Origin of the sequence: Cognataquiflexum aquatile, assembly GCF_003316845.1 — a bacterium.
GTDB lineage: Bacteria > Bacteroidota > Bacteroidia > Cytophagales > Cyclobacteriaceae > Cognataquiflexum > Cognataquiflexum aquatile.
This window is the reverse complement of sequence record NZ_QMIK01000006.1, coordinates 91,138-114,397: the sequence shown is the minus strand read 5'-3', so window position 1 is coordinate 114,397 and position 23,260 is coordinate 91,138. Positions and strand designations below refer to the sequence as shown.

The 23,260-nt window shown below is 41.6% G+C and carries 20 protein-coding genes; 6 read left to right on the top strand and 14 right to left on the bottom strand.

The window, feature by feature from the left end; translation table 11 throughout:
• Window positions 1-30 precede the first annotated feature (30 nt).
• The 6 genes from hisC to DQW11_RS17420 form a co-directional block, all read right to left on the bottom strand.
• Window positions 31-1,095 carry a histidinol-phosphate transaminase gene (gene hisC / locus DQW11_RS17445; RefSeq protein WP_113925393.1) on the bottom strand — a complete coding sequence of 355 codons (1,065 nt, stop codon included), beginning with the start codon at window positions 1,093-1,095 and terminating at the stop codon, window positions 31-33.
• Window positions 1,095-2,387, bottom strand: coding sequence for a histidinol dehydrogenase (gene hisD / locus DQW11_RS17440; protein WP_113925392.1), 1,293 nt, complete (start codon window positions 2,385-2,387; stop codon window positions 1,095-1,097). Before hisD ends, hisC begins: the two co-directional genes overlap by 1 nt.
• Window positions 2,388-2,756: 369 nt before the next feature.
• Entirely contained in the window at window positions 2,757-3,617 is an 861-nt protein-coding gene (gene hisG / locus DQW11_RS17435) for an ATP phosphoribosyltransferase (RefSeq protein ID WP_113925391.1), read from the bottom strand.
• Between the two features lie 381 nt (window positions 3,618-3,998).
• A complete protein-coding gene (locus tag DQW11_RS17430; RefSeq protein WP_113925390.1) occupies window positions 3,999-4,682 on the bottom strand; it encodes a hypothetical protein in 684 nt (227 codons plus the stop codon).
• Window positions 4,683-4,688: 6 nt separating this feature from the next.
• Window positions 4,689-5,582, bottom strand: a complete 894-nt coding sequence (locus DQW11_RS17425) for an alpha/beta hydrolase (RefSeq protein ID WP_232826785.1) — start codon at window positions 5,580-5,582, stop codon at window positions 4,689-4,691.
• 187 nt (window positions 5,583-5,769) lie between these two features.
• The gene (locus DQW11_RS17420) at window positions 5,770-6,540 is read right to left on the bottom strand and encodes a helix-turn-helix domain-containing protein (protein WP_232826784.1); all 771 of its coding nucleotides are present in this window, start codon (window positions 6,538-6,540) and stop codon (window positions 5,770-5,772) included.
• An 824-nt stretch (window positions 6,541-7,364) separates the two neighbouring features.
• Between DQW11_RS17420 and DQW11_RS17410 the strand changes: the two genes are divergently transcribed.
• On the top strand, window positions 7,365-8,339 hold the full coding sequence (locus DQW11_RS17410) for an RraA family protein (RefSeq protein WP_113925386.1): 975 nt from the start codon (window positions 7,365-7,367) through the stop codon (window positions 8,337-8,339).
• Window positions 8,340-8,544: 205 nt separating this feature from the next.
• Entirely contained in the window at window positions 8,545-9,330 is a 786-nt protein-coding gene (locus DQW11_RS17405) for a tetratricopeptide repeat protein (RefSeq protein WP_113925385.1), read from the top strand.
• A gap of 501 nt (window positions 9,331-9,831) precedes the next feature.
• Here DQW11_RS17405 and DQW11_RS17395 read toward each other — a convergent pair.
• Window positions 9,832-10,710 (bottom strand): ATP-grasp domain-containing protein, encoded by an 879-nt coding sequence (locus DQW11_RS17395; RefSeq protein WP_113925565.1) that lies wholly within the window; start codon window positions 10,708-10,710, stop codon window positions 9,832-9,834.
• 107 nt (window positions 10,711-10,817) lie between these two features.
• Here DQW11_RS17395 and DQW11_RS17390 point away from each other — a divergent pair, with 107 nt between their 5' ends.
• A complete protein-coding gene (locus DQW11_RS17390) occupies window positions 10,818-11,564 on the top strand; it encodes a polyprenol monophosphomannose synthase (RefSeq protein WP_113925383.1) in 747 nt (248 codons plus the stop codon).
• Here the strand turns inward: DQW11_RS17390 and DQW11_RS17385 are convergent.
• Window positions 11,548-12,765 carry an ABC transporter permease gene (locus DQW11_RS17385; RefSeq protein WP_113925382.1) on the bottom strand — a complete coding sequence of 406 codons (1,218 nt, stop codon included), beginning with the start codon at window positions 12,763-12,765 and terminating at the stop codon, window positions 11,548-11,550. The genes DQW11_RS17390 and DQW11_RS17385 overlap by 17 nt on opposite strands.
• Before the next feature lie 41 nt (window positions 12,766-12,806).
• Between DQW11_RS17385 and DQW11_RS17380 the strand changes: the two genes are divergently transcribed.
• Window positions 12,807-14,006 carry an exo-beta-N-acetylmuramidase NamZ family protein gene (locus DQW11_RS17380; protein WP_113925564.1) on the top strand — a complete coding sequence of 400 codons (1,200 nt, stop codon included), beginning with the start codon at window positions 12,807-12,809 and terminating at the stop codon, window positions 14,004-14,006.
• Between the two features lie 95 nt (window positions 14,007-14,101).
• Window positions 14,102-14,629: a lipocalin-like domain-containing protein gene (locus DQW11_RS17375; protein ID WP_113925381.1), complete on the top strand. Its 528-nt coding sequence runs from the start codon at window positions 14,102-14,104 to the stop codon at window positions 14,627-14,629.
• A gap of 74 nt (window positions 14,630-14,703) precedes the next feature.
• Here DQW11_RS17375 and DQW11_RS17370 read toward each other — a convergent pair whose 3' ends face one another.
• The 3 genes from DQW11_RS17370 to DQW11_RS17360 all read right to left on the bottom strand — a co-directional run bounded on the left by DQW11_RS17370 (window position 14,704) and on the right by DQW11_RS17360 (window position 19,306).
• Entirely contained in the window at window positions 14,704-14,997 is a 294-nt protein-coding gene (locus tag DQW11_RS17370; protein WP_113925380.1) for a Dabb family protein, read from the bottom strand.
• Window positions 14,998-15,041: 44 nt separating this feature from the next.
• On the bottom strand, window positions 15,042-15,806 hold the full coding sequence (locus DQW11_RS17365) for a PIG-L deacetylase family protein (protein WP_157966137.1): 765 nt from the start codon (window positions 15,804-15,806) through the stop codon (window positions 15,042-15,044).
• An 80-nt stretch (window positions 15,807-15,886) separates the two neighbouring features.
• Window positions 15,887-19,306: a HEAT repeat domain-containing protein gene (locus tag DQW11_RS17360; protein ID WP_113925378.1), complete on the bottom strand. Its 3,420-nt coding sequence runs from the start codon at window positions 19,304-19,306 to the stop codon at window positions 15,887-15,889.
• 154 nt (window positions 19,307-19,460) lie between these two features.
• On the opposite strand from DQW11_RS17360, the gene DQW11_RS17355 reads away from it, so the two are divergent.
• Window positions 19,461-20,558: an alanine racemase gene (locus DQW11_RS17355; RefSeq protein WP_113925377.1), complete on the top strand. Its 1,098-nt coding sequence runs from the start codon at window positions 19,461-19,463 to the stop codon at window positions 20,556-20,558.
• Window positions 20,559-20,662: 104 nt separating this feature from the next.
• Here DQW11_RS17355 and DQW11_RS17350 read toward each other — a convergent pair whose 3' ends face one another.
• From DQW11_RS17350 to DQW11_RS17340, 3 genes are all read right to left on the bottom strand, one after another.
• Window positions 20,663-22,057, bottom strand: coding sequence for an arginine decarboxylase (locus tag DQW11_RS17350; protein WP_113925376.1), 1,395 nt, complete (start codon window positions 22,055-22,057; stop codon window positions 20,663-20,665).
• A gap of 129 nt (window positions 22,058-22,186) precedes the next feature.
• Window positions 22,187-22,672, bottom strand: a complete 486-nt coding sequence (locus DQW11_RS17345) for a hypothetical protein (RefSeq protein ID WP_113925375.1) — start codon at window positions 22,670-22,672, stop codon at window positions 22,187-22,189.
• 161 nt (window positions 22,673-22,833) lie between these two features.
• Window positions 22,834-23,244: an RrF2 family transcriptional regulator gene (locus DQW11_RS17340; RefSeq protein WP_113925374.1), complete on the bottom strand. Its 411-nt coding sequence runs from the start codon at window positions 23,242-23,244 to the stop codon at window positions 22,834-22,836.
• Window positions 23,245-23,260 lie beyond the last annotated feature (16 nt).

Genomic DNA, 23,260 nt, shown 5'->3' with positions numbered 1-23,260 from the left:
ATAAATGTTATTGGTTATTAGGTTATTGGACTAGTTCAAAGATTGTCCGGCGAGCTTTTGGAATGAATTTAGGAAAGCTTCATTTTCCTCCCTTGTTCCCACAGTAATCCGGAGGCAATCTTCACACAAAACCACTTTGGAGCGGTCGCGGACAATGATTTTGCTGGACACCAAGTCATCGTACATTTTCTTGGCATCGGGAACTTTCACCAAAAGAAAATTTGCATGTGAAGGATAGATTTTTTTGATAAATGACAAACCTTCCAAATCCTTTTGGAGGTGTTCTCTTTCTTCCAAAATAGTCTTCACCACTTTACTGATCTCATCTGCTTTCTCAAGAGACGCAAGTACCTTTTCCTGTGTCAGTCCGGAGATATTGTAAGGAGGCTTGATCAGATTCAGGATTCTGATGATATCTTCAGAAGCAAAAGCCATCCCGATCCGGAGGTTGGCAAGTCCCCAAGCTTTGGAGAATGTCTGCATGACAAGAAGGTTTGGATATTGTGCCAATTCGGTGGTAAAACTTTCCTCGTCACTGAAGTCTATATAGGCTTCATCCACGACAACCAATCCTTCAAAGCCTGCCAGAATTTCCCGTATGGCTTCCCTTTTCATCTTGTTGCCACTCGGATTATTGGGAGAACAGACAAAAATAATCTTGGTGTTTTCATCTGTAGCTGCAAGGATTTCTTTTGGTCTGAGTTGAAAGTCTTCAGTCAGATTAACCTTTTTGATGGCAATGTCATTGATCGAGGCTGAGACTTCATACATCCCATAAGTTGGAGGAAGCAAAATGATATTGTCTATTCCCGGACTGCAAAAGGCGCGCATCAACAGGTCAATGGCTTCGTCGCTCCCATTTCCCAAGAATATCTGTTTTGGAGAAACACCTTTGATCACGGCCAATTTGGATTTGATTTTCTGTTGGTAAGGATCAGGATATCGGTTGAAAGCCTCCCCTGTCAGCGAACCATAAGGATTTTCGTTGGCGTCAAGAAACACGCCGTCATGACCCGAATATTCATCCCTTGCAGAAGAGTAGGGTTTGATGGTTAGGATATGGGGACGAAGGAATTTTTGGATATCAAAAGCCATTACTTTTTCTCTTTTAGGTATTTGAGGCGGATGCTGACGGCATTCTTGTGTGCCTCAAGCAATTCATTGGCGGCCATGATTTCCACAGTGGGCCCAAGTTTCTTGATGCCTTTCTCAGTGATTTTCTGGTAAGTGATTTTTTTGACAAAACTATCCAAAGAGACACCACTGTAGTTTTTGGCATAGCCATAAGTCGGCAAAGTATGGTTGGTACCGGAGGCATAGTCGCCTGCAGACTCAGGTGTAAAGTTGCCGATAAAGATGGAACCGGCATTGACGATCTGGGAAACTACAAAATCCTCGTTTTCGACGCAGATGATCAAATGCTCCGGCGCATAATCGTTGATCAGTTCGATGGCATTTTCTTCTTTGCCCATGACGACGGCTACCGAGTTGTCTAAAGCACGCTTGGCAATGTCTTTTCGTGGCAGATTTTCCAATTGTTCTTCCACTTCTTTGAGCACTTTTTTGGCTACTTTTTCGGAACTAGCCACCAAAATTACCTGCGAATCCACACCATGCTCGGCTTGTGAAAGTAAATCTGCCGCCACGAAAGAAGGAATTGCAGAGCTGTCGGCATATACCAAAACCTCAGAAGGTCCTGCCGGCATGTCAATGGCTACCCCTTTTTTAGTGGCCAATTGCTTGGCCGCAGTTACATATTGATTGCCCGGTCCAAAAATCTTATCCACCTTCGGAACAGATTCGGTTCCAAAAGTCATCGCTGCAATGGCCTGAGCGCCACCTGCTTTGACTATCTTATCAATCCCGATTAGGTCGGCAGTGTAAAGAATGGCCGGGTGTATATTTCCCTCTTTGTCGGGAGGGGTGCAGATGACGATTTCCTCACAGCCGGCAAGATTTGCAGGGATTCCCAACATCAGCACTGTGGAAAATAGTGGTGCCGTTCCCCCGGGAATGTACAAACCTACCCTTTGGATCGGAACAGATTTACGCATGCAGGTCACGCCTTCCATTACTTCCATGACTAGGTCAGGTTGGGCTTGGGCGGCATGGAATTTTTCTATATTGTCTTTGGCCAATAATATAGCCTCCTTGAGTTTAGGTTCAATTTGCTCACGGGCCTGAAGCACCTCCTCATTGGTAACAAGCAGGTTTTTGATCGTGACGTGGTCATACTCCAAAGCAAATTTTTTCAAAGCCTTATCCCCCATTCGATCGACTTTCCTCATGATCGGCTTGACGATTTTGTCAATGGCTTTTGTCTTTTGAATTGGCCTCTGCAAGGCCTTGGTCCATTCAGACTTGGTCGGATTGTATATGGTTTTCATGGAAAATTGTTCTAGTGGTAATATTGGTTGTAATGGTTGTAGTGGTTGTAATTGTTGTAGTGGTTGTCTGCTTCGCGTTGTCAGGTTATCAGGTTGTCATTGTCTTCGAGTCCGTCACCCTGAGGCACGAAGGGTCTCATTTTTTATGGTTGTAATTGTTGTAGTGGTTCTATTGGTTGTAATTGTTTTAGTTGTTGTAATGGTTGTCTGCTTCGCGCCTGCCTGCCGTAGGTAGGTTGTCAGGTTTTCAAGTTTTTGAAAGGTCGTGGATCTGTAAATCTGTAACTGAGACTGCTACCTTCGACATATCTTCTCGAATCTCGCTTCTAATGTCTCAAATCTCATGTCTCAAATCTCACATCTCTTGTCTTAAATAACCATTTTCTCAATCGGCACAACCAAAATCCCTTCAGCACCGGCAGCACGGAGGCCTTCGATGTTTTCCCAAAACTGGTCTTCGCTCAATACCGAATGCACAGAGGACCAACCTTCTTCTGCCAATGGCAGGATCGTTGGACTCCTCATTCCTGGAATCAGGGCGATGATTTTGTCCAAAGAAGCGTTGGGGGCATTTAGAAGAACGTATTTGTTGCTTTTCCCTTTTTGGACAGCATTCATCCTAAAGAGAAGTTTGTCCACGATCGCTAATTTTTTTTCAGTAAGGGATTTATTTCCAATGAGGACGGCCTCGGATTTGAAGATTTCCTCCACTTCTTTGAGTCCGTTCATCATCAGGGTTGAACCCGAACTTACAATATCGCAAATGCCTTGTGCCAAACCTATACTTGGCGCAATCTCCACAGAACCGCTGATTTCATGGATTTCGGCTGATATATTTTGGGATTTGAGGTAGTCACCAAGAATCTTTGGATAGGAAGTTGCAATGCTTTTTCCATCAAAATAACTGATTCCTTCATATTCTTCCCCTTTGGGAATGGCAAGAGAAAGCCGGCATTTGGAGAAACCCAATTTCTTGAGCACGGTGACATCTTTGTCCTTTTCGACCAATTCATTTTCCCCCACAATACCAAGATCAGCTACGCCATCAGAGACATATCCCGGAATATCATCATCCCTCAAAAAAAGGAATTCAATAGGGAAATTGGTGGAAGCAGACTTGAGTTTGCCGGTTCCGTTATAAAATTTGATGCCACATTCCTTGATGAGGCTGAGGGAATCTTCACTTAGTCTGCCGCTTTTTTGTACGGCTATTCGGATAATTGAATTCATGGGTGCAATATACGTTTAGTATCAAAATGCCAATAAGAATTTTGGATGATAGGGCTGTAAAGATATACCAACAGCCGTCCGCGGGCGATATGTCAAAAATTTCCTCCTTAGGAGGAATGATGCAAATGATGTGCCCCACCGAGGATGATGTGGACAGAAAAAGATGTACGATATGATACCTTACTTTTCATTGCGTCGGCAAAGTTACTACAGGCAATTTAACTAGCAAGAAGGAAGGATGGTTTTTTTGGGGGAAAGGAAGCAGGATAAAAAAATAATTTCAATTTTGATGAAGCATCAATTCGGCTTACAAAATAGTCTTGTTCAGCCAACGTGAATAAGACTATTTTGTGAACAATTTAAAATCCAATACTAAAGAACTTATTTTCCTCCAAACCTAAAGTTATATCCCAATTGGGCATAAAAGGGAACAAATGGGGTTGTTTTTAAGTCTTGAGAGAGCACCATTCCTATTTTAAACGTGATGTCACTTTGACCAAATGAGTATCCGGATACAATTCCATAGTTAAAATTTCCACCTGTGCTGGGCTGGTACCAACCATCTCTGACATCAGGATCAAAATTTGTTTTGAAACTTTCAGCATGTTTGAAATTGGTAAGTATGGCTTTATCAAAACCGAACTCTCCTGCAATAAAAAATCTGGGCCTAAAATACCCCACATTCAATCCCAATTCACTTCCAAAATTCTGTATCCTGACCAAAGGATTTTGATATCTTCTATAAATTGCCTGAACACTAGCAGTTACCTGGAAAGTATTGATTTTCATAATACGAAATTGAGCACCTATTCTGGTTTTAAAATCATCCAAAACCTTCTCTCCGGCCGGTTTGGAAAAAGAAGCATTCAAAACTACAGGGGTTTTGGAATTTAATTGATAACCATAAGCTGCCCCAAAACCAAGTGCATATTCCCAATGACCATTGAAATGGGCGATGTGTTTTTGATTTTTTTGTAAGCTTTCCCAATTGATATTTTGGGAATATAACTTTGGTAAAATCACAAAAGTGAAAGCAAAAAGAAGAACAATTTTCAATGTTTTCATAGAATGTTATTTCAAAGAATTAAGGTATTCCAATACAACAGGATATACACTGTTCCACTTGAAGTAAATCATCTCGTGCCCGGTATCCGGAATCCCGGTTACCTGACTTACCTTAAAAAAATCAGCTTCCTTTTCAGCCCCCTCTCGTCCATAGGCAGTGTTTGATTCTCCATAAATGAACAGGACTTTGGTATTATATTGATTTAGGTTTTGGGTGAAATCATACCCATCTCTGGCTGCAATTGATCCAAGACTGTTCAAAACCACTGAACCATTTCTCCATGTCGGAGACGGACCTTCGATTCCTTCAGCATTTCCGGGAGCATAAGTAAAACTAGATGAAATGTTCAGCTTGTAATCCAATAGCTCATGGTCATTTTCTTTTCCCGTGAGAAATTGATCCAAATACATCACATCAGATACAGGCTCAGAAAATAGGTTCAACCCCCTTGATTGGTTGCTGTACTCTTCGAGATGTTTCCAGGTAAATCCTCCAGGTTCGGCAAAAATAGCCCCATCGATTTTTTCAGGGTATTTATCGATATATCCAGCAGCTAAGATCCCACCCCAAGAATGTCCAAAAAGGAAAATCTTTTGATTGGGATCTGTTCTATAGAAATCAATGACAGCGCGGAGATCCTCAAACATGATATCTATAGTATAGCTGTTTTTTGGATGTCTCCTTGACAATCCAGAACCTCTTTGATCGTAAAAAACAACATAAAACCCATTCCCAGCAAATTGCTTTACGGATAGTGCATTGCGGTAATCCCCGCCTGGGCCTCCATGTAGAAACACCAACATCGGATCTTTGGGATTCCCGAATGCCTCAGCGTGCAGCCTTGTACCATTTATTGAAACCGATGGAAGAGCAGGATTTTCATCAACAGTTTTGAGCACCAGATTCCCAGGTTGATGGATGCTTAAATCATCGCTGCAACCAATTATAAATAAGCAAAAAATAGAAATAGCAAAAAGCAATACCTTAAACCTCATGTCATTTTTAATTTAAAATTTCATGCAAGAATGAGGGTATTGGGTTTCTTTATCGCCCCGAAATGAAAGGTGGCACCTAATTTCTTGAATTCTATTTGAGATTGACTTTTGCTTGGCTGAGAAATTCGGAAGGCGATAGGTTTGTAACTTTCTTGAAGTTGCGGTTGAAGGAGGTTTTCGAATTGAAACCACAATCAAAAGCGAGGGAGAGCAATGTGTATTTTTGGTTTTCGGGAAGGAACACCATGTCTTTGAATTCCTTTATTCGGAAGGTGTTGATGTAATCGTAAAAATTTTTGTTTTCAACAGAGTTGATCACCTGGGATAAATTATTGGGATGAACACCCATCTGCTGGGCAAGTGAAAAAAGTGTCAATTCAGGATCCTTAAAAATTTTATCCTCCGACATTAGCAGGTCTAATTGAAAGTGGATTTGACTGATTTGGGTTTCGGTTAAACTTGATTTTTCGTATTTGACAAGGTTGGATTGAGATTTAACCTCTTTTGATTCAGTTTCTGGAGTAGAATTCATTGCTACCTGATTCCTAAAATCAGCATTAAATCCATGGGTTTCCTTATTTGGGGAAATGTTGGTTTGGGTAAATATCCCAACCTGATTGATTCCAAAGTATCCGATAAAAATTACAAAAAGCACAATGGAAGAAAAAGTCAAAGTATCCTCGCCAAAAATGATTGTTACCCAGATTACCCCAATGCCTACAATCAAATATTTTAACCAATCTAAATTGATTTTTTCTGTGTAGGAGAATTGATCTGAAATGTTCTTTTTATGATCAATAATTAATAAAGAAGCTGCAACCACATATCCAATCCCTGAGACTATGATAGCTAGTAGCACCATTTCTAATTCTCTTTGGTAAACCAGGCCTTCATTTTTATAGACTTCAATTTTCTCCAAACTGGAAGAAAGGTAAAATGGTGCAAAGTATCCATATGTCAGTAAAGTAGGTAGAAAATGAAGCCAACTGGATCTTTTATTTTTGACTTGCCGGGTCAAGGATGCTGTATATAAGTACAAAAAGGGGCCATGAACTAATGGCAAGGGCAACTCTATCCCCAAGAGGTAGGGGAAATGGATGTAGTTCCCAGTTGAATGCCAATAGTACAAACTCAAATGGATCCCAATAAAAAAAAACCAAATTACGAGAATTGAGTCTGCTTCACTTTTATTTTTTTTTGACAGCAATATCAAAGCTAGGAAAAAAATAATGACGATTCCAACGAGGTAAAACATGATTTAAATTTCAATTGCGTAGAGGAGATTACTTCAAATCCTCAATCTTTTGTTTTTGAATAAAATTTTGTTTCAAATATCTTAAAAAGATTAATGCAATTATTTTTTTTATCTCCCATCCTAAAATTAACTTTTTGAGAACATGGGAGAATTTTATTCAAACAATTATTTGGAAACCCAAAAATTATATGTACTTATTTTGAAAACAGCCATTTATCCAAATTCAATAGCATTGATGGAGAATAATGGTGTGATTATGTTTCTTTCGGATAAAGGTGGGTATTTCTTGTTGCGAGAGGCAAGAGTTTGGTTTTTGAACCAAGAATAAAGTACAGAGCAAAGATTCCTATTTACATGACATCAAGTAGCAGACAACCCTTCAACCATTACAACACTAAAATAAATACAACCTTTTCAACCCAACATACACCATGAAAAAAAACCTATTGACCGCTTTGATTTTTGCAGGAATGATCCTCTGCACACTTACTCCTTCCTTTGCCCAATATGACCGGGTAGCCATGGACCGAGAATATATCATTTCATTGACTTCACGCTGGACTGGAGAGCGGCTGCCTGATGGCAGACCTTATGTTTCTGATGAATTACTTGAAAGGCTCAAAAACGTTGTGCTGACCCATGCTTGGGGTGGATTGCGCAGCCACAAGTTTAACAATCAGTACCAAGGTGATTGGATGATGATCAATCCCGACAAAAACACCATCATGACAGGAAGGGCAGTGACTGCACAATATATGCCTCAGCGTCCTGATTTTGGGGATTTGATCCGGGAAGTTGGCTTGGCAGAAGGACACGGAGAAAAAGCCCAATCCAATGTTTGGCCTATCGAAATGCTGAAAGACGGCGATGTTTATGTCGCTGACGGCTTTGCCAAAGTCGAGCAGGGCACTTTGATTGGGGACAGGTTGGCCAACTCGATCTATGCCAAGACAAAACGCGGTGTGGTATTCTATGGAACCGTCAGAAATATTCAAGAAATCAAAAAAGTGGAAGGATTTAACGGTTGGATCCTTGGTGACCATCCTTCTTCCATTGCTGAAGTCATGTTGACTTCGATCAATGCCCCGATCAGAATTGGAGATGTGACGGTTTTGCCGGGTGATGTGGTTTTTGCAAGTCCTTACGGAACCCTCTTTTTTCCGGCCTACTTGGTAGCAGAGATTGTACTCAATGCCGAAATCAGCAACATGCGACACGGTTATGGTATCATGCGCAACAAAGCCGGGGACTGGACGACCGGTCAGATTGACAGCAATTACACTGAGCAGATGAATAAAGAATTTTACGATTACCTAAGAAGCCTTCCTGATGACAAATTACCGATGTCTAGGGCGGAATTGAATGCCTATATTGAAGCAAGAAAAGACAGAAATATCGGAGGGTAGATAAGTCAATGTAAACTCAACCCAATTCAAAGCTTTGGAAATCGATATGTCCTATCTATTTTCCAAAGCTTTTTCTTTTTAGTATCCTTCTCAAAAACATTCTACAGTACCCAGATAGAATAATGAAAATCGAGTTAAATTTTTTTAGTGTTATTATGAAATTTTCGTAATGTTTTTTTATTTTTAGTTTTTATTAAAAAAACAGATGCGTTCCTTTATTTCAATATTCCTCCTGATTACCTGTGTTTCCTGTTTTGGAAGTTTCTCTGAAGGAGAAAGGTATTTTCGCCAAGGTGATTACGAAAACGCCATTTCTGAGTTCAACAGGACACTTTTTCTCAATGTCAATGACATCAAATCCCTGCACCTAAGGGCTAGGTCCTATGAGGAATTAGAAGAATTTGACAAAGCAGTGGAAGATTACCAAACCATCATCCAATACGATCCAACCTATGCCCAAGCCTATGCCGGCATTGGAAAACTATACTGGAAAAGGGAAGATTATAAAAACGCACAAAAATACCTCCTCTTTGCGGCCAAGGAGGACGGCAAGGATTTTGATATTCTTTTGATGCTGGGTAGGGCAATGCTCATGAATGAAGACTATCAGAGCGCAGATGAATTTTTACAGCTTGCCAAAGAATTGAATCCCACTGATTCCCGGGCTTATTTCTACCAAGGTATGGCAAGATCTCAGATCGGGGATATTTTGGGTGCCGCAGGTTCTTTCAACATGTGTCTAAGGTACGATCCGGAAAACATCACTGCCAAATACAACAGGGGGTTGATCCTTTTGCTGATTGGAAATTCAGATTGGGCCGTGGAGGATTTTGAAGATGTGCTCGAAGCCAACCCAAACCATATTGAAGCTCTTGCAAGGAGAGGGAATGCCAAAATTGATATCAATGACCCTACCGGCTGCAAAGACCTCCGGGAGGCAGCCGAAAAAGGAAGTCTTTATGCCCAAATGAATCTGGAAAGGTGTGAGTGATTGGGTGATGGGTTAATGGTTATTTGGTTATTTGGTTATTGGTTATTGGTTATATGATTAACTGTCTCCGTGAAAAAGGACGAGATGTTTTTTCTATTTGCTTATGACCAATTTTAAAACTAGGATTCAAATGGATATAAGCTTAACCTTGTCACCTCGACGTAGGAGAGGTCTATTCAAAAGATTTCTCAGTCGTACCTCCTTACCAATGACAGAAATGGAATTTTCCCCTTCGACAAGCTCAGGGATCGGAGGTTCGGCGTTTGGAGGGAGAGGAGGAAAAAGCGGCTGCGCCGCTTTTTCCTCCTCTCCCTCTCCCAAGAATAACCTCGGTGGCCGAGCTTGCCGAGGCCGAAATAATTACGTTTAAATGTTATTCATTTTCTGAACATTTGCAAAAAGTTTTTGACTCCAAATGAAAAGGATAGGTTGATCTTGGTACTTGGTACTTTATACTTTGTTCAAAAAATCTTACTTCTAGGCTCTCGCTTCTCGTCTCTCTCAAACCCCAAACCTCTCCCTGATCGCATTTTTATAATTTTCCCTGCCCTCTTTGGAAGTAAAAAGGAAAAGATAAGGCTCAATGAGTTCGAGCTCCATGAGATAAAAAACACCTTTGATCCAAACCCCATCTACCCTCGCATATAGGGTATTGGCAGCAAATTCATCAATAATCTTTTGGATGTAAACCAATTCGATCAAAGTCGGATCGATCGGATGGATCTGTCCGCCGAAAAAATGTTGTACACGGAATTCTCCTGATTTGGCGCTTTTCAATACCGCATGGGAAAACTTTCCATTGAAAAAAAGATAGGAAAACTCCCCTACTTCGGCTACCTCCCTGACAAAAGGCTGGAGCATAAAATTCTCAGAAGCGAGGAGTTTTTCAATCTCTTCCCGATCAGCCTGCCAATTTCCCTTTTCGATTTTCATGGTGTTTTTTGCCCCGCCACTGACGGTTGGTTTGATTACCATCTGCTCAGTTCCAAAAACCCCAAAACAGGCTTCAATATCAGGAATTTGGTTTTTGCTGTTAAAAATCGTGGGCACAATGGAAAATCCACGGTCTTCTATTTCCTGTAAATAACGCTTATCAGAATTTCGGATTACTGTGTCCATATTATTAATCACCGGAATCCCCAAAGATTTGACCTTTTGGCACCAAGCCAAAAACTCCGGATATCGGTCAAAATAATCCCAAGGGGATTTCATCAACAAGTGAGAATATGCTGTCCAATCGACACCGTCATCTGACCATACTTCAAATGTAAAGTCAAGACCAAGTTCGGCCAGGATTTGTTCCAGGATAAGGTCTTCATCCGCCACATCGGTAGTGGCATAAGATCCTCTTGCCTCATAGGTGATTACAGCAATTCTCATGATTTTGGGCGAAATTTTCAGGAGGCAATTATATGTTAATTTTTGCATAAAATCTCTCGGTGCTTACAATTCCATGCTTTTAATCATATTTTTGGGTTTCGAATTTTATGAACAGAGAAAAACTTGTCATCATCCCCACCTACAATGAGCTGGAAAACATCCATGACATCAGCAAGGCTGTCATGGAATTGGATGGAAAATTCGAACTCCTGATCATAGATGACAATTCACCTGATGGGACTGCTGCAGAAGTAAAAAAATTACAAAAAGAATTTCCCGACAGGATCCACCTGATTCAAAGAACCGGCAAACTTGGCTTAGGAACCGCTTACATCGAAGGTTTCCACTATGCACTGGTCAATGGCTATCAATACGTTTTTGAGATGGATGCTGACTTTTCCCATAATCCCGCAGACCTTGTCAGGTTGTACAAAGCCTGTGCTGAAGATGGTTATGATCTGGCTATCGGTTCGCGGTACATTACAGGAGTCAATGTGGTCAACTGGCCGATGGGAAGGGTATTGATGTCTTTCTTTGCGAGCAAATACGTGCAGTTTATCACCGGGATGCCCATCAAAGATGCCACCGCAGGGTTCAAATGCTACACAAGGAAGGTTTTGGAAAGCATCAGGTTGGATAGGATCAAGTTCATCGGATACGCTTTTCAGATTGAGATGAAATTCACTACCTGGAAACTTGGATTCAAGATCAAAGAGGTACCCATTATATTCACAGACCGCACAAAGGGAACTTCCAAGATGAACACCCACATTTTCAAAGAGGCTGTTTGGGGAGTGATTTACATGAAATTTTTAAGCTTTTTCAAGACTTACAAGGTCAATCAAACCGTATAGCTTTGATCGGTTGGATATTGCTGATAAGCATTGCAGGGATAAACAACACCAGAGTTGTCACCAGAAGAACAGCTGCATTGAGTATAAAAAATACCGGCCAATTCCATGAAATCGGGACAAAGGTCATGTAATAACTTTCGGGATCGAGTGCTACAAGCCGGAACTTATCCTGAAGCAATCCAAAACCAATCGCAATGGCATTGCCAATCAGCAATCCCCTGCTGATAATCTTGACCCCGTTCCAGACAAAAATCTTCCTGATCTGTTTGTTGGTCGATCCTAAGGCCTTTAGTATCCCGATCATTTGGGTTCTTTCCATGATCAGGATAAATAAAATGGACACCATATTGAAGGCGGCGACGAACAGGATCAACCCAAGAAATATGTACACATTGTTATTGAGCAAAATCAGCCAATCAAAAATCTCGATGTACTTATCCGTCACTTTGATCAGCTTGAGGTCAAAGTCGAGAGAATTATAAATGGGTTCAGCCATTTCATCCAACTTTTTGTTGTCATGGACAAAAATTTCAAAACCTCCTACTTGGTCATCGGACCAGCCATTAAGGTTTCGGATGGTCTGAATATCCCCAATGATGATTTTGTCATCGAAATTTTCCAAAAATGTTTCGTAAAGTCCGACGATTTCAAACCTCCTGAATCTTGGGGGTTCCTGCACAAAGTACATGGTAATCTTTTCCCCTACCTCCAGTTTAAGTTTGTCAGCGATTTTGCGGCTGACAAGGATTTCATTGGAAGCACCGGAATCGGAAAACTGGATAAATCTCCCTTTGATGATGGAATTCTGAAAGTCCAGCGTATCAAAGTCAGGCCCAATTCCTTTCATCAAAACCCCCTCCACTTCCTCGTCTCCTTTTAGCAGACCGGGCTTGTGTGCATAAACCTGCACATGGCTGATCAGTTGATTTTTGGGGTAATCCTTATAAAAATCAGAATTGGTTGAAGTGGGGCTTTCTTCGAAGGCATTGCCTGAAACAAACTTTTGAACCTGATAATGTCCGGTAAATGAAAAAACCTTCTCGGAGATTTTGTCCTGAAACCCACCCAAAATCATGAAAGAAACCAAAGACACCGCTATTCCGATTGCCACGGATGCAACTGCAATGCGATGGATTGTTCCGGTAAAACCGCCTGTCCTCTTAAAACTGATTCTCTTGGCAATGAAATAGGAAAGGTTCAATGATTTTGTTTATTTGGTTGAAATTCTACCGCAAAGTAACTATGAAGCCATTCAAAATAATCATACTCGCTACATTTTTCCTTCAGAGTCTGGCATTTTGCAAAACAAAAACCCAAACTGAACCTGAAATCCAGTCCCAAAATCAAAACATGATCTTGCCGGCTGCCGACCAGCCTGAGGTTTACCTTCCTCTTTTGAAAGGAAAAAAAGTCGGCTTGGTAGTCAATCAGACTTCCATCCTTACTTCCAAAAACAACATCCACCTCGTTGATTTTCTGATGTCCCAGGGGATTGAGGTGGTCAAGGTTTTTGTCCCCGAACATGGATTCCGGGGAGATGCCGATGCCGGAGAAGTTGTCAATTCTGAGATTGATAAGCGCACCGGATTGCCGATAGTATCGCTGTATGGAAACAATAAAAAGCCCTCTGCCGAAACGTTAAAGGATATTGATGTTCTCGTCTATGACTTGCAGGATGTCGGTATCAGGTTTTATACCTACATCAGCACCATGCATTATGTGATGGAAAGCAGCGCCGAAAACAAAAAGCCAATGTTGATTTTTGATAGACCCAATCCCAATGGTAACTATATCGATGGACCTGTTCTCAAAAAAGGATATGAAAGTTTTGTAGGCATGCATCCCATACCTGTGGTCCATGGACTGACTGTAGGGGAATTGGCCCAGATGATCAATGGTGAGGGTTGGCTCAAAGGAGGCGTAAAAAGCGAAATCCAAGTCATTCCAGTCAAAAACTGGAACCACAGTATGGCTTACAGCCTTCCTGTCAAACCTTCTCCAAACCTTCCCAATGATACAGCCATCCGGCTATACCCGACGCTTTGTTATTTTGAAGGGACAGATGTATCATTGGGTCGGGGAACCTATTTTCCTTTTCAGGTTTATGGCTATCCTGATCCCAAGTTCGGGGATTTCACCTTCACTCCGGTAAGTATAGAAGGCATGTCAAAGACTCCGCCACAGCAGGATAAAAAGTGCTATGGCAGGGATCTGAGAAATGAACCATTGACCCATCAGTTTACTTTGAAATACCTGTTGGAGGCTTATGAAATTTCAGGAAAGAAGGAAAAGTTTTTCAATAATTTTTTTGACAAATTGGCTGGAAGCGACCAATTAAGAAAGGATATTCTGGCCGGAAAAAGCGAAGCCGAAATCAAAGCATCCTGGCAAAAAGACCTGGATGCCTTCAAAATTTCACGTAAAAAATACTTGATTTACTAAAATCAAAATTGTGTTTAAATTATTCTGGTTTTAATATTTCCGGTTTATTCTGTAAATTTATGAGATTTATGTAGAATCTATAAACTTGTTAAGCCATGATCAAGAACTTTAAATTCGTCTTTTTTGCGGTACTTATCGCCGCGTTTTCATTTTTGGGATCATGTATGAGTGAGGACAAATCTCCTTCTGCCACCATCGTGGGAACATGGAGTTTTGATTCCTATTCTCTCAAAGAAGCTACTATAAACGGGCAGACGGCACTGACCTACCTGACCTCCGTAATGGGCCTTTCACCCCAAGTAGCACAATCTGTACAGGTCCTTTTCCTTTCGGGAATTATTGAAGAGGCAGAATTGGAAACCACTAAATTTACATTTAATGCCGATGGAACTTACGTAGTCCGAGTGGATGGTATGGAGGAGGATTCGGGCACGTATAGCCTTCAAAATAACAATACCAAGTTGGCATTGACTTCGGTCAACGGCGACCAAGACTTTGATGTTACTAGCTTGACCAATAACAAACTTGTTCTAGTTTTGGATGAGTCGGAGCCTTTTGATGTCAACTCTGACGGAACAGACGAGGCAGTTGAATTTGCCATTGAAGTAACCTTGGTCAAATAACATCTCCGCAATTCAAAAAATTTTGTTGTCTATTAAGGCATCTCTTTCGGGTTTGTCCCCAAAAGATTGTTTTCTTATTTGATCAACTTATAATCAATCTCCAAAAATTTCTCAACCGAATTTACCCAAAAGTCATTCACAAACTTTGAATGGTCGGGGTGATTGTTATAGGAATCATAACCACTTTCCGAATCAAACTCCATGGAAAGGCCATAATCAAAATCATTTTTCTTGCTGATTTGTCTGAGGGATTCGAATTTTTGAACTCCCGGAATCAATGCCAAGGCAGCTGCCGCTTGTAGAAACTCCCTTTCTTCCGATGAACCTTTTGGAAATTTGAGTCTGAAAACAACCGTATGTCTTATCATAATTGAATTTTTTTATTTTCTAAACGACATTTCAATCCTGGAATCTACTTCACTTCATAAAAATACTCCCTGTCAAAAATTCTGGAATAAATGAACTCTGGCACTTGTTCCCTGTAAGGCAATAGATCTCTGAAAACCTCCTGTTGGGTGGCATGTGCTTCCATCATCCTGACCAAAGTGGAGAAATAGGCCGTGGTCCCAACTGAAAAATCGGGAACCGGCAATCCTTCTCCTGTCTTGGGATAATTTCTTTGAAAGCCGGGAGCAATTTTCAAAGCAATTTCAATCTGTTTGGGGGATAAAGTGACTTGATAGAGTTTTTTGACTGGAAATCCCGGTTTATTTTTATCCTCAAGGAAAACTTCTTCCATCGCTTGGGAAACCATCCTATGGTCAGGATGTCCGTAAAGACCGACTTTACTGTCGTAACTGATTACCACATCAGGCCGGTGCTTTTCGATGATTTCCCTTGCTACAATTTTGAAGGTATCCAAAGGTAGATTCTTGAGGCCACTGTCAGGATAGTCAAACATTTCTAATTCACTTGCTCCAAGGATTCCTGCCACTTTTTTCATTTCAAGTGCCCTTGCTGCTCCAAGTTCCTCCTGCTTCACCAACCCTCCCGTTGGCCCGGCTTCCCCTTTGGTCAAATAAACCATCATCAACTCATGTCCTTGCTTTCGTAAATCAAGCAAAGTACCTCCCACTGCAATCTCGTCATCAGGATGGGCAAAAAAGACCATCACCTTTTGGGATTGAGAATCTTCCAATAGGTGTGTCTTTTGGGGAATATCCGCATTATGAAGCATAGTTCTCCCCCACCAAATCAACCCTACACCTATCCCGGTAAAGACAAGGATTGAAATCAGAAATATAATTCCTACCCTTTTCAAAAATCTTCTTTCAAGGTGGCAAGATAACTGACCAAATCCCTGATTTCCCTCCTGCTCAGGATAGCTTTCATGTCCGGCATGCTTGAGGCAGCCATCTTTTGGGTTTTGATGTCTATCTTTTGGATGAGGGTGTCAGGCTGATTGCCCATTTGAACCAGAAGTGAGGAATTGGTCTCATTTTCAAGGATACCGTTGACGGTTTTTCCGTTGTTCAACTCCACCATTACAATACCATATCCCGGAGCAATCCTTTTGCTTGGGTCGATCAGGGATTCCAAAATCTCCTGTCTGCTTAACTTTCTGCCCACGCCGTTCATACTTGGGCCAACAGTCGCTCCCATATCGTCAAAAGCATGGCAGCGCATACATTGGCCGGTCTGGGATTGGAAAAATATTCCCCTTCCTTTGATTTCATCACCGCCATTGAGGCTGCTTTGGTAAGAGGCCAATACATCTCCTTTCCATAGCATGTCTGCTGCTTTTTGATATCCTCCTGCAAGAGTTGGGTCTTTGGATATTTCAACAGATTCAGAAAGTTCCAATAAAATGTCCGTAGGAAGTTTGCCCGCAGACATCTGGGCAAATAGGTCCTCAAAGACAGTTTTGGTATTTTCCACAGGCAATTTACCCAAAGCTACCAATGCAGCTTGCTTTTCCTCGGTGGTTCTTTTTTCAATGATTTCATTCAAAAGTTTTACTTTCAGGGCCTTGTCCATATCCAATTGTTCCATTAGGCTCAAGCCTGCCACCCTGACTGATTTGTCAGCATCTGCAATGGCTTTTTCGATGCCTGCAGCTGTATTGGAGGCATTCATTTTGGCGAGAGACTGGATAGAGGCAACACGGACTTCAGGAGATTTGTCATTTTGGATCAAAGCCAAAAGCTCGTCTGATCCATCTTGGATTCCAAGCCTACCGATGGCATTGATTGCTGAAATTTTAAGTCCGTTTTCTTTTTCATTCAACATTTGAAGCAAGGTGCCGGCAGCTGCAGTTCTGACCAATGCGCCATCTCTTGTAACTTCTCCTCGGTACCTTCCGTCTACCCTGTCCAAAACCGAAGGCTTGGTCCAAGTCCCTAAAGCATCGATCGCTTCCTGTCTCAGCACCAAAGGTGCCCCAGGTTTGGAAATATAAGCAATGAGGTTTTGCATGGACTTTTCTGTGCCTACCCTTAAGTTAGCACTGATAGCCCTCCTTATCAGCGGTTCATTTGAAAATTTTGTGGTAACCAACATGTCACCCAAAGCAGGCATAGCCCCCTCTATAGAAAAATCATCATTGATTGCCCTTGCCGCCTCAGTTACGATATACTCGTTTGGATCTTTTAGAAATTGCTGGATTCCGGGGTGGCTCAATCTCCTCAAAGCCAATACAGCACCCAACCGGATAGCATTGCTGGGTTCTGTTGAGAGCGCTACCAACTCATCAGCTTGGTTCAACCTCGCTAAAGCCAAAGAAGCAGCGTGTCGGATATAGGCATCCTCATCATCGTTGGTATCAAGCAAGCCTACCAAAGAGGGAAATGCCGGTGTATAGCCGATTCTGCCTATGGCCTCGGCACCGAAAAATCTTGCTCTTGGATATTCATCTACCAAAAGAGCCAATAAAAATTCTCCGGCGTCTTTGTATTTGATATCACCGATCCATTTGGCAGCTTGGGCACGGATTTCAGGATCAGTGTCTTTTAGCAATGGAATCAATGGCTTCGCAAATTTCATGTCCTCCATCCTCGCAATCTGGCTCATTCCGACAATGGCATGAATTCTTGCAATCTGATTGGCCTTCTGATTCATCACCTTTTCGAATACTTTTGCACCTTTTTCTCCTCTTTTTGCGAGTTCAAATTGTGCTTTTCTCCGTATCCTGACATCCTCAAAATACAGGTGTCCTTCCAATTCCTCCTCAGACATTTTGGAATAATCCAATGTGATCAACCGTTGGGTTTCTTTTCTTGCTGCCCAGTTTTGACCTTCATTATCATCAAGCTTCCAGATACGTCCATAATTTTTACTTCCCCAACCATTGATCCAATCCGCCACATACAAGGCACCGTCAGGTCCGAAATCTATCCCTGAAGGAAGCATTCCTGTCTGGATCAGTTCGGTTTTGGCAAGCTCAAAGGTGGCTCCCTGAGGTTTAAGCTGAAAAGCATGGATTCCAGAGCGGGCTGGATTTCCCACAAATTCGACCACAAAAAAGTGCTGCTTCCACCTTTCTCCCAAGGCAGTCCCGGGATTGTAAACCATCCCTGTCGGGCCGTTTACATAATTGATGATGCATGGGGTAATGTACGCCGCCTGTCCCTCATGTCTTGGTTTGTACATGTTTTCGTCCATCCAGACTTTGTAAGAATTGTTGTCCGGATCACGGTATTTTCCAAACTGCCAGTTGATTCTCCAGCCCGTATCCGAACCATTGACCAAGTAAACCAAACGCTCACTTTCCCCTCTGTGGTCGCCATCATTGTCGACAGAAATCATGTTGTTATATTCATCCCAAGCAAACTCGTGGGTATTTCTCAAACCCATCGCAAACACTTCAAAGTCGCTTCCGTCGGGATTTGATCTGACCACAACTCCTCTGTTGGGGTAATTCCACTCAACCCCATCTTGGTCAGTCCCATGAAACCCAATGTCTCCTATTCCCCAATATATCCTCCCGTCAGGTCCGACTTTGGCACCCGACATACCATGGGAACCGAATCCCACATGCACACCATATCCATGAGAAATGGAAGTTTTTTTGTCCATCAACCCATCTCCATTGGTATCCTGTAACCTCCAAAAATCCGGTGCAACACCCACAAAAAGGTCATTTTCATGTACCGTAACTGCCAATGCCAAATCTGTCTCCTCCTCATGGAAGTCATAAACAATCCGCTGAGACCAATCCGCCAAGCCATCACCGTTGGTGTCCTTCACTTTATAAACACTTTCTTTCTCCACCGTCAGGTCCTTCCAATCAAAAGAACCATCACCGTTCAGATCCTTCAGCCACTTGTTTTCCCCACTCCTTTCCGGAGCGAATTCTTTACGCAAAAAGGCTTTCCTATCGGCTACACTTTGCCAGCTGATGGATTGTATCTCCCAATTTTGATGTCCCCGGATATCAAATTCTGATTGTCCCAGACGCTCAGAACTTACATAATACAAAGTTCCATCATCTGTCACCTTAATTGAAACCGGATCGATAATCATGGAATCTACCGCCCAAAGTTTCATCGATAGCCCTTCAGCCAAAGTCGGGGTCACCGTTGCCTCTATTTCTGCAGCTTGCTTTTTGACGACTTCATGGTCATATTGGGTGATCTGAAGATCTTCAGGTGCTTTTTCTTTTTCCTTACAGGAAAAAAGGAAGGATACAATCAAGAAACATGAAAGGACAATACCTTTAGAAAGAATTTTGGTTCTCATAGGTTGGGATTGGGGATAATTGTTTTATTAACAGGCCATAATTTACCAAAAATGTCAGGTTCATTCCTATTATTTTGATGATCGGCTGTGGGAAATATTTTTTGATTGGGGCATTTTCCCTACTTTCAAATTCCAATCAAAAACCATCCATTCCATGTCTGTACTTTCCGGTATCACCTCTCCTACCCTTTTGCTAGATGAAAAAATCTGCCGACATAACCTTCAGAAGATGTCGGAAAAAGCCAAAAGATATGGAAAAAAACTTGTGCCCCACTTCAAAACCTCACAATCCCACTTGGTGGGAAAATGGGCCATGGAATACGGTATAAGAGAAATTACCGTATCCTCGATCAAAATGGCGGCGTACTTTTGTGGTCAGGGTTGGGACAACATCCACATCGCATTTCCATTCAATCCCCTCGAAACAAAAACCCTGAGTGACCTTGCCAAAACCCAATCACTATCTGTGCAGCTTATCAATGAGGCTGTTACTGAAAAACTCGCCAATGAATTGGAAAATCCTGTTGGCTTTTTTATCGAAATAGATGCAGGTTATGGCCGTACCGGAGTAGAGGTGTCGGATTTTGGATTGATGGAAGCCATTCTTCGAAAAGCCAAAAGCACAGACAAACTCAAATTCAAGGGGTTTTACCTTCATGCGGGTCACTCTTACTATGAAAAAAACATCCCTAAAATCTATGAGCAAACCCGTGCCGCCCTCAGCATGCTGAAAAATAAATACCGGTCAGAATATCCTGATCTTGTCACAAGGACAGGGGACACTCCCGGCTGCTCTGTGATGGAGGATTTTGGAGATATTGATGAGCTTGGGCCGGGAAACTTTGTTTTTTATGACCTGATGCAAGTGGCTTTGGGAAGCTGTAGCAGGGAAGATGTGGCTGTGGCTTTGGTGGTTCCTGTGGTAGATATCAAAAAAGAAAGAAAAGAAATCCTCGTACACGGTGGCGGTGTACATCTTGCCAAAGATGTACTGACTGAACCTGATGGAGGGAAAAATTTTGGCGAGGTGGTCTACCTGACAGAAAACGGATGGAAAATCCCTTCGCAGCGGTCATTTTTGAAAAGTATTTCTCAGGAGCACGGCATCATCAAGGCTTCTGACGAATTGCTCTCCAAAGTTAAAGTGGGTGATCTTCTCGGAATCCTTCCCATTCATAGCTGTATGACGGCTGATTGTATGAAAGGATATATTACCATAAACGGAGAAAAAGTCGATCACGCAGAAGGTTGAAAAAATACATTTGCTGACTTTCGAAAAGGAGATTTTTTAATCATTCACTTAGGGAAAGCAGCAAACAAAAAAAGGGGTGGTTTGCTGAAAACCACCCCTTTTTCTTATTTCACATATCCAAGTACTTTCATCATACTGTCGCTTGTCTGCTCCGGTGCAAAAAGCCAATGCCTGACCGTACCGTCTGCTTCCTTGTCAATGATTACATGCTTGGGTGCAGGTATCAGACAATGTTGAATTCCTCCATAGCCGCCAAGGGATTCTTGATACGCTCCAGTGTGGAAAAATCCGATGTATTGTTTTCTTCCTTCCTCTATTTTTGGAAGGTAAATATTGAACTGATGGGCTTCGGAGTTATAGTAATCCATACTGTCACAGGTCAGGCCTCCAAGTGAAATGTTGTGGTATTCTTCATCCCAATTGTTGACTGCAAGCATGATGTATTTTTGGTTCAACCCCCAGCTGTCAGGAAGCTGAGTGATGAAACTGCCATCGATCATATACCAGAGTTCCTTGTCATTTTGGAGTTTTTCGTCCAAAACGGAATAGAGCACAGCACCACTTTCTCCCACAGTATAGCTACCGAATTCGGTAAAAATATTGGGTTCGTCAGTATGGTTTTTGGCACACATCCATTTGATGTTTTTGACGATCTGCTCTGCCATGTATTGGTAGTCATAGTCAAAAAACACATTGGTTTTGATCGGCCATCCGCCTCCGATATCCATGGTATCCAAGGACGGCGCCACTTTTTTGAGGTCTACATATTTTTGGATAAACCGGGTCAATTCAGACCAATAGTAAGCAGTATCCTTGATCCCGGAGTTGAGGAAAAAGTGAAGCATCTTCAGACTGACATTGGGATTGTCCTTGATTTTTTCTTCGTAAAGAGAAATGATGTCATTGTACCTCACACCCAATCTTGAGGTGTAAAACCCAAACTTGGGCTCTTCGTCGGCTGCAATTCTGATACCCACCTGAAAGGGTACTTTGACATTCTCCAGGTAATAGTCGATTTCTCCGAGATTGTCCAGGATGGGAACACAATTGACAAAACCATCATTGAGCAATTCGGTAATGTATTGCTTGTAAAGCTGTCTTTTGAAACCGTTACAAACGATAAAGGTCTCCTTTGTAATCAATCCTTGGGCATAAAGATTCCTGACCAAAGGAATGTCAAAAGTGGAAGATGTTTCGATATGGATGTCGTTTTTCAATGCTTCATTCAACACAAAGCTGAAATGTGACGACTTGGTACAGTAGCAATAGGTGTACTTCCCCTTGTAATTATGCTTTTCGATCGCATTCCCAAAAAAGGTCTTCGCATTTTGAATGTTTTCAGAAATCTTCGGAAGGTAAGTCAGCTTCAGAGGCGTCCCATAGGTTTTGATGATTTCCATGAGGTTGACACCGTTGAAGTGCAGCTCGTTGTTCTCTACTTTAAATTCTTTGGTGGGAAAGTCAAAAGTCTGTTGGATCAGATCGATGTATTTATTCATTTGGAATCGGAGAAGTTAAAATTGAAAACGTGCTGCAAAATTTGCTTTTAAAATCGGCAAATCAAATGAAAAAAGGGGAAAATCCACTTGGACTTTCCCCTTAACAACAAATTTAATCGGAGAGAACTTTTATGCGAAAATCTCATTGCGAAGCAGTTGGCCTTCAGCTTCAAAGGACTTTTGGTTTTCAATTATTTTTTTGAGGATCTTTTTAAATCTGATTTCTTCCGAGATTTCCTTGGTTATTTTTGAAAAATATCCTGTAACAACAGGTTCATTGGAAGAGTAAAATTTCAAGGTGTACGTATTCAATTCCTTTTCGAATTCCAAAATCACACCTTTCGGCTGTCCGATGCTGATCAGCCCGTTAAACAAACCTTTGAGGCTTTCGAAATCAGAGGTGAGTTTAAAATATAAGACTTGAAAGTTTTTGTTGGCTTCAGGATAATTAGGGAAGTTAAAAGAACCTTGTCCTGTCAATTCTACCATATCGCAAGCCATAATCATTTCAGTTACGCTTACCAAAGGAGCAAGAATTTCTGATCTTTTTGATACACTTTGGAAAGTGAATGACTCCTGAACTGGGGCTTGTTGGGTAGAGATTGGAGATGCCATGGATTAAATATTTTTTTGTTTGACAAAGGTTTTTTCAAAACGATGCTTCAAATATAAAAGGTGGATTTTAATTATCCTAATTACCCTATCATTTTTATAGGGTAATGATTAAAAAATTTTAAACCTTGGATTCCAACGAAAAGAATTTCAAAATTAATTGCCTACAAACCGGCAAGTTGGATGATTGATTTTTCAAGTACCGGAAGCATTTCCGTTCTTAGTTCGGCAAAAAGCTTTCGTATACGGCATGTTTCTTCATTTTCGCATTCACCGCAAGATTCATAATAACGCTCTGATACACAGGGTATCAAAGCAATCGGTCCATCAATGATGCGCATCAGGTGGGCGACGGTAATTTCATTAGGGTCCTTTGCCAAAGTATATCCACCTTCCGCCCCACGCACACTTCTGACCACCTGATGGGTTTTGAGTTCACGAAGGATATTCTCTAAAAATTTGTAGGGAATCCTCTCTTTTTCAGAGATGGTTTTGGCTGATATGGGAACAGGACTCTGATGCTCATAAAGGTATAAAATGGTCTTTATGGCATATTTGGCTCTTTTGGACAGCATTATTTTTCTCTTTTGC